A 12367-nucleotide genomic window follows, 5' to 3' on the forward strand; every position below is an offset into this window, starting at 1 on the left:
GCAACGTTCATACGGCGGACACAGGGCGTGCGAAACCTCCCCAAGACTAATCCGCCTATAGTGGCGATGTCGTCAACCAAAGGATGGTGCGCCATCTCCACCTTTCGATGGAGATCGACTTAGTTCCCATGCAGAAGTCCCGCCCACGACTCTCTTCCCACTCAGCGCTCCTCAGAGCACCACCTCTATCTGTCACATTGAACCGCCTGCTCCGGTCGACGGAGCAATCTCAATCTTTGGATGGTTGACCATTGACGCCCAATCTGAAATCGTTACTAAGATTTAAGCGCGGTCCGCTTTAATGAGTTCAACTACCGTGAAGACCCAGTGAAGTTCGGGCCGTATTCACACCTCGCGGGAAGGAAATATGTCAGACACTGAAATCATCTCTAACCAAAAAACGATCCTCGAAAATCAGGCAACCATCCTCTCCAATCAAAAAACGATTTTAGAGAACCAGAATGCGATTAAAAGCAATCAGGCCTCGCTCGACGCGATCCTGAAGAACCAGGAACTCATCCTCGCCGCACTCAAAAAGTAGTAAGAGGCCAGTCTGAACATTGCTTTTCACCGTTTAGAAATCGTGGTGCTCATCAATACCAGCCATCACACTTGAATCCAGTGGCAGCCCGGGCGTTATGGCGACCGGGTTGCCATCGGAAGCCTCTTCCGCCTGTGCCCGCAGCTTCGCCACAGTTTGCCAGTTGTCCTTATGCGGCCGCTCCGCCACCCACGGCGGAAGCGTCATACAAAGATATTCGCTCATTGCCTCGGCGTACCCTTCGTAAAGACCGCGCATCTGCTTCAATCGCACCATCGATCCTTCGTCGCGGCAGACTCGAACTCCGCTCTGGCAAAGCATTTTATAGAGGACGTCAAATCGCTCCGTAGGAAGACGGTCCTTCCCGTTGGTGACCGGCGGCTGCGAGAACACTTGAGAAAGATCGACTAGGGCATGGCGGGCCATAGCAAAGGTGAGCTGTGCCTGGCGCGCCGGATGTCCTTGCACCCCCGCAATCAGCAGAGAACAGGCGTCGAGGATCGCAGTCAGGGCGCTCAGCCAGCTCTGATTCGTATGTTGAGAGCGGAAATAACACAACAGAGGGTAGGAGATGTGGCTTTCCATCAACTCTGCGGCCCATCGCTCCCACTCTTCAAGCAGCAGCGTTAACGCGTTATCGCCGCCTTCAAAGGAGTGCCGTCTTAGCAGCTCAACCGCGGTTGGGGGCGAACCGGCTCGGGCATCCAACAGCGAAATGCTGACTTCCCGCCGCGAAAAAGCTCCGTAAAGCACGGGAAAGTAGCCGATCACTACCGCCACGAAGCCAAGTCCGGTCCCTGCTTCAAGGATAATCAATTCCCGCGTCAGTGCGCTGCGAGGCACCACATCGCCTAAACCAAGCGTGAAGAGGGTTGTACCACTGACATACAGGTCGGTGCGCAGCCCCGCCGCTCCACCCAGGGAATCCGTGAAAGGCGAACCTAGCCCGTAGAACATCAGAGAAAAGCCGATCACCAGTGCCGCGGCCCACGCCACGATAAGAAAGACCAGCGAGAGCGGCCCGTAGAAGCTGAAAGCCGTCTCCCGCTGGCGTGATTCTTTCATCCGCTTGACAATTGCCGACCACGGAGTCCAGGTGAACACGTAAAACAGACGCGTCAGCCGAAAGCGTCCGGTTGCCCGCCGCGGCAAGATTACGGTCTGAAACGCGTCGAGGAGAGCTGATAGTACGCATCCGAGACCGGCAATAAAACTTAAGATATGCAAGTCATCCGCCCTGCTGGCCCCGAAGGAATGGCCTTGATTTAGCAGAGCAGGAAAGCCGCCCTCAAGTCAATCCACTTGGATTCTTGCCAATTGTCCGTCCAGCTTAGCTCTCGTTTGCCTTACATCGGCTGCAAAGAACTCCACTCAACCAGCTCCAAGCTGAAGCCCTCTACCTTAGGCTGACGGATTCGTTTTCGCCGACTTTGCTCTGTCCGGCAGTCACCGCTGCCAGCAGGATCTGGAAATTGCGAACAACCGCATTTGACGGCGCGTCCCAATATTCGGCGGAATCAATGCGCACCCGAAGCACTCGGATCTCCGGATCTTCCTTGCCCTGCGGGAACCAGGCCATGTACATGGCGTTCCAAAGCTCATTGATCTTGGCCTGATCGCGCGAGACAGAGCCGAGACCGGTGAGCGCTACATAGGTATGCTTTCCGTCGGAGTAAGTCAAGGAGACATGCGCATCATGATGAATGTCGAAAACCTTACCCGAGTCGTCCCGAGTCAGGAACCATAGCTCGCCGGTAAATTCGCTGTTCTGGGTCGCCATAGGGCGGCTATGCAGACTGCCATCCGGCGCAGCGGTGGTCAGCATCGCGATCCGAATATTTTTGATCAGGCCATTGATTTTGCTCAGGGCCTCTGAGCGGTTGGAAGCATTTGATTCAGTTGCCATCCCTACCCTCCTGACTAGCTCAGATGCGGAATTTTGAACTTCCCGGCAAGTATGAGAGTGAGATTAGGCCGAAATACTTAGGGCTCCCAAAAACCAGCTGAATCTTTGGCGGCCGCCGGCTTTAACGCAACTGATAGCTCGCTTGCTGAAGGCGGGCGGCTTCCATCGCATCCATCAATTGATCGGCGAGGGCCGCGATGTGCGGCTCTGCGGAAGATGTCGTCATGGCCCCCACGAATCGCCTGCACCTCCAGATGGCCGCCTACATAACTTCCCCATCCATCGGAAGGATCCGAATCCTGGTAATACGACGAGGGAGTACGGAAGAGGACCGCTGAGCCGGGATAAGGTTGGGGAGAATAGATCCGAATGGCGCGCAAGAAAGCCTCGTTCGGCTTAAGAAAGCCAGCCGGTTGCGCTCCCGCTCCCGCCGACTTTCCTGAGACTTTGTTCAAGAGCAGCCAAGCTAAAATTCGCATATTGCCCATCATGCCGCGCACTTTTTTTCGAATCATGACTGGCCAGCCGTCCCTGCGAGCCATATTCAAACTTGCATTGAGGGATAGGAGCGCCATCCGGAAAGCGCGCTTTGAATAGAACATCTTCAGCCAATACCCACCCGCCGCCTCGACAAACGAATCGAAGAGGGCGAGAAACTGCACCTGCTCTCCGGCGGCGTGAAGCTGCTGCGCCATCTCATAAGCGACCAGACCACCAGCAGAGAACCCGCCCAGGTAATAAGGACCATAGGGTTGAAGCGCACGGATCTCCCTGATGTAGTGGGTCGCCATCTCCGGGATGCTTACAGACGAAGCGCGGCCCGAATCCATACCGTAGGCTTGCACCCCGTAAAGCGGTTGATCGGCCGGAATGTGGTGCCGTAATCCATAAAAACTAAGCACATTCCCCATTAACCCGTGCACGAGAAAAAGAGGAGGTTTGTCCCCGCTCTCATGGATAGGCACCAGGACTGACCAATGCGGCTTCCAACCTTCGGCGCGGATTACGCCGGCCAGCTTATCGATCGTGGGAGCATGAAACATGACGGCCAGCGGCAAATTCTTGTGCAGCTTCTCGCCGATGCGCGCAAACATCCGGGCGGCCAGCAGAGAGTGGCCGCCTAGCTTGAAGAAATCGTCTCGAATACCGATCCGTTTGACGCCCAGGATCTCTTCCCAGATTTGTACCAGTTCGACCTCAAGCTCATCGGAAGGCGGAACATAATTGTCCAGCCTCGACGAATCAGCGCCTTCACCAGCCAGCATGAAATCCGCCGGCTGCTTGCCCGCCTCAGCCACTGCTTGAGCGGCGCCAGTTTGCAAGTCGACGCCAAGGCGATTTGCCTCCGTAGGCGAAGGCAGGGCGGAGCGGTCCAGCTTCCCGTTCACCGTCACGGGCATGGCAGCTAACAGCACAAATGCCGAGGGGACCATGTAGTCGGGGACTTTTCGTCCTAATGCGTCGCGAAGATCGCGGTCGCGGAGGTTCGCTCCTGGCGCCAGAACCACATAGGCGACCAGCCGCTTATCGCCGGAGACATCTTCGCGCGCAACGACCACGGCTTCGCGCACCTCGGGATGTTCGGCCAGGCGACTTTCAATCTCGCCCAACTCAATGCGAAACCCTCGAATCTTCACCTGGAAATCATTGCGTCCTAGGTACTCTATATTCCCATCGGGAAGCCAGCGGCAGAGATCGCCGGTCCGATACATTCTCGCTCTCGGATCGTCCGAAAACGGATCGGAGAGAAAGCGTTCGGTTGTCAACGCGGCCCGGTTGAGATAGCCGCGCGCAACACCGATGCCCCCGATATAGAGCTCTCCGGTTGCCCCAACTGTCACGGGAGCACCGTCCTCGTCGAGGATATAGATCTGCGTATTGGCGATTGGCTTGCCGATCGGAATGCTGGTCCGAGCCGGATCCCAATCGCAGGCCCAGGCAGTGACATCCACCGTAGCCTCAGTAGGACCGTAAAGATTGTGAAGCTCGGTCTGCGGAAGACGCTGATGAAACCGCCGCATAGCCGAAGGTGGAAGCGCCTCTCCGCTCGCCATTACGCGCACGAGACTGGTGCAGGATGCGGCATCCGGATGTTCTAGAAACACCTGCAGCATGGAAGGTACGAAGTGCACCGTCGTGATCTTGTTTTGATTGATCGCTTCAACCAAATAACCAGGATCCTTATGCCCTTCGGGCCGGGCCATCACCAGTCGCGCACCGTACAGCAGCGGCCAGAAGAATTCCCAGACCGAAACATCAAAGCTGAACGGGGTCTTCTGTAGTACCGCATCCGTGGAGTTCAAGCCGTAGGCCTGCTGCATCCAGACGAGACGATTCACCAGGCTGCGGTGCTCAATCATCACTCCCTTAGGAGCGCCCGTAGAGCCTGAGGTGTAAATCACATACGCAAGATGCTGCGGCTGAAGCAGCGGGATAATGGGATTCGTTTCCGGATGGAGCGCCCATGGGGCCGAGGCCGTAGAGAGATCGAGGACCTGCATGGTCTGACTCGTGCTCGGAAATAATCCGGCCAGATGACTTTGCGTTAACAACGCCACCGGCGAGCTGTCTTCCAGCATGTACCGCAGCCGATCGACCGGATAGGCTGGATCGAGCGGCACGTAGGCGCCCCCGGCCTTCAATACCGCGAACAGGGCAATGACCATCTCGAAGCTACGTTCAATGCAGATGGCTACGCGGCTGTCCGGACCGACGCCTAATCCCGTTAGATAATGAGCCAGACGATTCGCACGCTGGTTCAGTTCAGCGTACGTTAGCTCCGCACCTTCAAAGACCAGAGCAGTCGCCTCTGCACTCAGGGCAGCTTGCTTTTCGAACAACTGGTGTACGCACTGATCCCAGGGAAAATCAGCAGCGGTGTTGTTCAGTTGTTGAAGAAATCGCAGCTGCTCCGCTACTTCCTGGTTCTTTACAGCCTCATTAACATGACTCAAAGTGGCCAAGTCGAAACCGTCTTCGGGATCAACTACGAGCTTCGCTTCCGGGTCGTTCCTAGTGAGAGAGTCGACCACGGCCGGATCGTCTCCGGGCGTACTTTCTTCGCATGCCTGAACAGGGGGGACATGCAGAGTCGAACGCTCGACCAGACGCGGTCCAAGTTCGGTAGACACTCGACTGCGGTCATACTTCAAAGCCGCAGCATTGCCATGCTTGTCCATGATTCCTCTACCTTCGTGTACTGGGGGATAGGAAGACTTCCTCACCACAAAGATTTCAGCTAGACAGTGAACTTCAGCTTAGACCGGGCTTCCTACATCTTAAGACATGGATTGAAAAACCGGCTGCTGATGAAGGACTTCCTACTCACAATATCTTTAAACTAATCGACTCATTTCAATTGCTTCGCCAAGTTCGAGGTCTTCTGTTTACCAAATAGTCTTCGGATCGACTGCCTCCACCCGCCGGAATCTGGCGACGACGAGGCGTTCATGTCATCACGCGTCGGAGCGGCTTCCGACTTCGCCGCCATCGGTGGAATTACTTCGTAGATGGGCTGCGAAACATCAGCGACCACCCGATCCACAATCCCTCTCCAGGTGGCCATCATGCGTTGCACAGTTTCGCGTTCAAACAAGTCGGCGTTATAAATCAAGCGGCCTTCGATTCCCTCCGGAAACTCGTCCAACTCGAGATGCAGATCGAACTTCGCTGAGCCGGTGTTTACATCCATCCGTGTGAACTTCCATCCGGGCATCAGGGACGCCAACGGAGGTTCAAAGGAAAACAAAACTTGAAAAAGAGAATGTTTATTACTGTCTCTCCCAGCGGAAAGCTCCTTGACCAGCAGAGAGAACGGTAATCCGTCGTTTGCAAGCGCACCGAAAAGTTCGTCCTTACAGCGGTGAACAAACTCAGGAAAGGTAGGCCCCCCACTAAGGTCGGTCCGCACCAGGACAGTATTCAAAAAACACCCTAACATCCCATCCAGTTCGGAACGGTTCCGGCTAGCCGAACTTACGCCGATGACGAGATCCTCTTCACCGGAATAAGCCCAGACGAGGAGGTAGAAAGTTGCAAGCAGGGTCATGAAGAGAGTTGCATTCATCTCCTGGCTTACTTTCTTCAACGCATCGCTGGTGCTCGAATCCAGCGCGACCCTGATCATGTCGCCGCGATACCCCTGCATCGCGTCTCTTGGGGAGTCTGTCTTGATCAAGTCCCGCCATGCAATACCTTTGAGCTTGTCGCGCCAGTAACCTAACTGCTGTTGAGAAATTTCGTCGACCCAGCCCCGCTGCCAGATGGCATAGTCTCCATACTGCAGCGGAAGGTCTTTGAGAGGAGAAGGCCGGCCTCGCGAGAACGCCTCGTATAACTCTTGTAACTCCGGAAGAAAGGCCTGGTAGAGGGAGACGCCGTCGAAAATAATATGGTGCAAGGTGAGGTAGAGTCGATGCTCCTCCTCAGAAAAGCGAATCAGCCGAGGGCGATACATCGGCCCGATCGCTAAATCGAACGGAGTCAGCGTGTCGGCGTGGGCAATCTTCAGAGCCGCGGCTTCTCTGCTACCTACTGCTACAGTCGACACGTCCAGGTATGGAATTTCTATGTGAGTCGGAGGCGGCTGAACAAACTGCACCAGCTCCGACCCTTTCCAGCCGAAGGTGGTGCGCCACGCTTCATGGCGGCGCACAATTTCGGTAAACGCTCTCTCCAAGGCATCCCTGTCAAGCGCGCCGCGCCGATGAATTGTCACCGACTCGTTGTAGATCGGGCGCGGAGAGAATTGCGAATGTAGCCAGATCTGTTGTTGCGCATAAGCCATGGGAATATCGCTCCCGGGCGCGCGAGGAATGATACCGCTCTTTTTGCTGGCGTTCTTCGTCCCGCCGCGCATGAGCTTCTGCAGCAGTTCCTTCTTCGACTCCGAGAGGGTGCTTTGCATCTCTTTCCTGTCTTCCACCTACCTTTAGGGACACTGCTGCCAAGGTCCGGAAGCGTACTCTGCCGGAATGCTCTGCGCTACGCGGGATGGCCCGTCAGTTCCAGACTCGACTCGGACGATGTGAATGTTACCGGCAGCGAGTTAAGTCCGCGGAGTCCGAGATTGTCGCGCCAGGTGAGATCGTTACTTCCCAACTCCAGGCCGGGCAGTCTGCGCAACATCGTCTCCAACATGATCTGGCCTTCCATCCGCGCGAGTGGCGCGCCAAAACAGAAATGCGCAGCCCAGCCAAAGGCAAGATGTCGATTGTCGGACCGCGAAATATCCAAGGTATCGGGATCTGAAAAGCGTTCGGGATCGCGGTTCCCAGAAGCCATCACCGCGATAACGGCTTGGCCCTTCTTAATCTCCTGACCGCCGATCACCACATCCTCACGAGCTATTCTTCCGGTTTGTTGACTGGGACTCTCATACCGCAGCAACTCCTCGATCGCTGACGGGATCAGAGAGTAATCAGACATCAAGCGGTTCTTTTCCTCAGGGTTTCGAAGCAGGGTCAAAATCCCATTGCCAATCAGGTTGGTTGTCGTCTCTTGACCCCCGACCATGGTCACGATCGTATTCGCTACTACCTCTTCGTCGGTGAGCCGGTCCCCGTTGATCTCGGCTCCCAGCAAGGACTGGATCAGCCCTTCGCGAGGAGTCTCCCGTTGTTCGGCGATTCGCGCACGGAAGTATTTGGTCATCTCTTCCGTGCTCTTCAGAACCCGCGGGATCCGATTCGGATTGTGCTGGTAGTTCCCCAGCATCTCCGCGAAGTCCTTTGACCAGTCCTTGAGCTGATCGTGATCTTCGACCGGTACTCCCAGCAATTCGGCAGTCACGATTGCGGGAAGCGGCTCCGCAATGTCCGTCATGACATCCATCCTGCCTCGAGCGAGGACCTTATCGATCAGGTCGTTCGCAATGGAGCGGATGTGTTCTTCCAGTATTTTCACTCTCCGGGGGCTGAACACCGTCGCTGCCAGACTGCGTAAACGAGTGTGGGCGGGAGGGTCGAGGAAGAGCATCTGCTTGACCATTACCTGCGCAATCGGCCCGATGGAGGACATACCCATGGCGCTCAACTGCTCCGGCGATGGTGTCCGGTCCGCCGAAAACGTCATCAACACCTGGAATACGTCGGCATACCGCGTCACCACCCAGGTATGCAGGAAGGGATCGAAGTAGACCGGCGCCTCCTCGCGCAGGCGCGCGTAGAGGGGATAGGGGTTAGCTAGCACCTCCGGGTTGAGTAACCGGGTGAGGCTTAGTTCAGGATCGAAGGCGGCCATGAAATCACCCAGCCTGGGTGTTGGAACTGCCGGTAAGAATATCGGCGGCAGCCGGCGAGCGAAGCGCCTGACTCACTTCTTCTTCGCTCATCGCTTCCAGTCTAGCGGTGAGTATCGCCTCGATCTTGGCCGCTAGTTTTGCCACCGTGGGGCATTCGAAGACGTTGCGCAGGTTCAACTCGACGTCGAAAATGTCCCTGACCTTGGCAATTACCTGAGCGCCCATCAAGGAATGGCCCCCCAGCAAAAAGAAATTATCGTGAATGCTGATTCGCTCCAGACCAAGAATCGGTCTTAGAATGCCTTCCACGATCTCTTCCAACTCGCTCCGCGGTGCTACATAATTGTCCCGCCGAACCTGATTTTTGTCGGTCGGCGTCGGAAGTGCTGCCTTGTTTAACTTGCCATTAGCGGTGACCGGAATTCGCTCCAACTGTACAAACGTCGAAGGAACCATGTAGTCCGGCAGGTTCTTGGTGAGCATATCGCGAAGATCGTGGTCCCACAGCTCCGCGCCATCGATGGCAACCACATACGCGACTAAGCGCTTCGTGCCGCTCTCGCTCCTCGCAATGACCGCGCTTGATGCGACCGCCGGATGACGATTGATGGCGAAAGCGATCTCGTCGGGCTCAACACGAAATCCCCGAATCTTGATCTGATCGTCCGCCCGGCCAACGAATGCCAGCTGCCCATCCGGCAACCTCTTGACCAAGTCGCCAGTACGGAAGAGCCGCTCTGTGCGGCCGCCGACGTTCACGTTCACAAAGCTCGCGGCCGTCAGATCTGGACGATTCCGGTAACCGCGTCCCACACTGGGGCCGCCGATATAGAGCTCTCCTGCCTGACCGTCGGCAACTTCCTTGCCGAACTCGTCGAGCATATAAAGGGTGGTATTCAAGATCGCGTTGCCGATCGCAGGCGCCTTGTGTTCGACCGCCGAATCGACTGTCTCCAACTCGATCGTCTTCGGCTCGATTGGCGTGGAGGTGGCGACGACCGTGCATTCTGTCGGTCCATAGTTATTGACCAGCACGAATGGCAGGTTGGCTGGCGGATAGATATGCAGCGCATCTCCACCGGTCAGCAGAAAACGCAGGCTGGTGCTCGCAGGCCATTCCAATTGCAGCATCACCTCAGCCAGGACCGTTGGCACGAAACTGACGGTAATCTTCGATGCAACCAGCCACTCAACCAGCAGCGCGGCGGAAAGCCGGGCTTCGCGGGGAGGAAGATGAATCGAGGCGCCTTGCGCAAGATAAGGCCACATCTCCCAGACAGCAGCGTCGAATCCAGGACCAGCGATTTGGGTGGCGCGGTCACCCTTGGTAATCGAAAACTCTCCATTGTGCCAATCCACAAGGTTCAGCAGATTGCCGTGCGTGATCTCAACGCCCTTCGGCTGGCCGGTTGAGCCAGAGGTATAAATAACGTATGCAAGATCATCCGCTGAGAGGGCGGACAAGCTCTCTACTGGCTCCTCTTCAACCAGCGATATATCCTCGATCGGGAGCGTGATCCAGGGGCCGTTGCCGAGGGCCGGCGCAAGCTTCCGCCGAGTGATCAAGACCGGCGAGCCTGAATCTAAAAGGATGAACGCCGCCCGGTCCGCCGGATAAGCCGGGTCGATCGGCAAATAGGCGCCGCCCGCTTTCCAGATCCCAAGAGCCGCCACGATCAGATCGATCGAGCTTTCGAAGTAAATAGCGACTGGCTGGCCGGGCTGAACTCCTAGGCTGCGAAGCCGGACGGCGACTGCCTTTGCTCGCGCGTCCAGCTGTGCATACGAAACCGCGCCTTCCGGGCTCACCACTGCGGGCGCATCGGGTGCAACCGAGGCCTGGAGCGCTATTCGGTCGGCAATCAGCGATGCGGAAAGGAGATGCCGTGCGTCTCCATTATGGACGTTGGAATGATTCTTGACCTCAAGCAGCGACGAACCAGGCGACAGCAAATCGACTTTCATTTTAATGGACCTCGCACAAGTGTTATGGGGGCCGCACTTTAGTGGCGGGATTATCTCACCGTTCAATCAGGATGTCTATCTATATATTCAGGTAGATAAGTTTTTTCCACCAGCATGTTGCATTTCAGAACCTAACTTACTACAGAAAACCCTGAATCGAGTAAACAGTCAATTACTTTCGTGCATCGTTCGTGGTGGCGTACAATTATCTGGTCGAAATCCATCGTTACTGTCTTCCTGCGACCCTTTTCGCTCAGCATGACCGGTTTAGTTCCTCCTGCCTTCAACCAGGCAGCAGCATCTTTATGCCGGAACACTGCCGTTCTGTAGCCATACTCACATTTCTCCCCGGTAAGGTAACAATCAAACTGGTTACCGGATGCGCAGCCGAATCTTGATCTGAGACGCAGCTACTTCCATAAACCCCGACTGCCGGGAAAAATTTCGCGCGAGTAAGAAAAAAAGCTATCTCCACCCTTTTGAGCCTATAGTTGGTGCGTATCGCCGATCGGGTGGCGCGCGGACGGCTTCTCAGTCCAAATCCTCGTGTTTGCGTTCTGAAGGAACCGGATCATGCGAAATTTTCAGCGCCATCATTGTTACAGCCCTGCGGACATCATCTTCGGCCTTATTGTTTGCTGCTGCATGCCACTCGCTTGTTTAACGGGGGCATCGGCAAGCGCTCAAAGCGTTGCTGCCGCCGATGCTACCGCCGGATCGAACAGCGAGACTTCGATAAAGACCTCCTCTCCGACCGCGTCCGTGCTGAACTATGCCCCAACTGCTCCCGTCCAGTTCGATGCCAGGGACAAGGCCAGCTATTACTTCCACAATCTGCTCAGTTTTGGCACGGTCCTCGGCCCAGCGGGCGAAGCTGCCGGCGCCATGATCCTGCCACCCAAGCATTATCCCGATCCGTGGAGACAAGGCGTCGCGGCCTACGGGCGAAACTATCTGGCCATACTCGGCCGCCAGCAGACTGCTGGATTCAGCCGCTTTGTCGCGGACGTCGCTCTTCGTGAAGATCCGCGCTATTATCCGTCAGCGAACCGCGGCTTCGCTTTCAGGGTTGGTCACGCGATCGGCTTTACCCTGATCGACCGCTCTGATTCCGGGCAAGCACGTCCCGCTCTTGCTAATCTCATCGGCGCAGCAGCAGGTGGATTCGTCGGCAACGCCTATTTGCCTTCCAACTACTCCGACCTAAGGCACGCTGGAGTTCGTACCGGCATTCAGATGGGCACCTTCGCTGTCGGCAACCTTTTCGAAGAATTCGCTCCCGAGTTTGAGAAGCTTTCCCATTCCATGGGCAACCACCTTCGTCGCACTCATTGAGAGCTTCAGCGACGCTTCCCACCTAAGAATTCGCGGTTGACCTAAGAATCGCTTTGCGAGTCATACCAAAGATTCGCATTATGGCCGCTAGAGTTACTTACGGTTCCGGGGATCTGTTCACCCGTCGACGAGCGCCAGCCCATCCTTTGCCTTGAGCAACCTCGGGCAACGATTTCGGACTTCTCTAGGACCTACTCAAATCGCCTATAAATCTTTTTTATGGCGCGCATCGATGAAAGGGACTCGCGTTCTGTTCGAGGATCAGATAGCGCCGAAATGCCTATTTTATTCTTGCAATTTTATCGTGACCCCCTTTAGTTTAGGTCATGCCACTCCGAACTTATTGTTAGTGCTTCTCCCAAAGCTCTTAGGCGTGACT

At 55.9% G+C, this 12367-nt stretch carries 8 protein-coding genes; 2 read left to right on the top strand and 6 right to left on the bottom strand.

The window, feature by feature from the left end:
- Positions 1 to 367 precede the first annotated feature (367 nt).
- The gene (locus ACPOL_RS33735) at positions 368 to 541 is read left to right on the top strand and encodes a hypothetical protein (protein WP_161557589.1); all 174 of its coding nucleotides are present in this window, start codon (positions 368 to 370) and stop codon (positions 539 to 541) included.
- A gap of 33 nt (positions 542 to 574) precedes the next feature.
- Here the strand turns inward: ACPOL_RS33735 and ACPOL_RS27275 are convergent, their stop codons facing one another.
- The 6 genes from ACPOL_RS27275 to ACPOL_RS27300 form a co-directional block, all read right to left on the bottom strand.
- Positions 575 to 1768 carry a potassium channel family protein gene (locus tag ACPOL_RS27275; RefSeq protein ID WP_114209844.1) on the bottom strand — a complete coding sequence of 398 codons (1194 nt, stop codon included), beginning with the start codon at positions 1766 to 1768 and terminating at the stop codon, positions 575 to 577.
- 169 nt (positions 1769 to 1937) lie between these two features.
- Complete coding sequence (locus ACPOL_RS27280) at positions 1938 to 2447, bottom strand: pyridoxamine 5'-phosphate oxidase family protein (RefSeq protein WP_114209845.1); 510 nt, start codon at positions 2445 to 2447, stop codon at positions 1938 to 1940.
- Positions 2448 to 2524: 77 nt separating this feature from the next.
- Positions 2525 to 5626: a non-ribosomal peptide synthetase gene (locus tag ACPOL_RS27285; protein WP_114209846.1), complete on the bottom strand. Its 3102-nt coding sequence runs from the start codon at positions 5624 to 5626 to the stop codon at positions 2525 to 2527.
- 170 nt (positions 5627 to 5796) lie between these two features.
- Positions 5797 to 7353, bottom strand: a complete 1557-nt coding sequence (locus ACPOL_RS27290; RefSeq protein WP_114209847.1) for a condensation domain-containing protein — start codon at positions 7351 to 7353, stop codon at positions 5797 to 5799.
- A gap of 77 nt (positions 7354 to 7430) precedes the next feature.
- Entirely contained in the window at positions 7431 to 8687 is a 1257-nt protein-coding gene (locus ACPOL_RS27295) for a cytochrome P450 (RefSeq protein WP_114209848.1), read from the bottom strand.
- Positions 8688 to 8691: 4 nt separating this feature from the next.
- Entirely contained in the window at positions 8692 to 10653 is a 1962-nt protein-coding gene (locus tag ACPOL_RS27300) for a non-ribosomal peptide synthetase (RefSeq protein ID WP_114209849.1), read from the bottom strand.
- A gap of 573 nt (positions 10654 to 11226) precedes the next feature.
- Between ACPOL_RS27300 and ACPOL_RS27305 the strand changes: the two genes are divergently transcribed.
- Positions 11227 to 11988 (top strand): hypothetical protein, encoded by a 762-nt coding sequence (locus ACPOL_RS27305; RefSeq protein ID WP_114209850.1) that lies wholly within the window; start codon positions 11227 to 11229, stop codon positions 11986 to 11988.
- Positions 11989 to 12367 lie beyond the last annotated feature (379 nt).

The sequence above is a fragment of the Acidisarcina polymorpha genome (assembly GCF_003330725.1).
Classification (GTDB): Bacteria; Acidobacteriota; Terriglobia; order Terriglobales; family Acidobacteriaceae; genus Acidisarcina; species Acidisarcina polymorpha.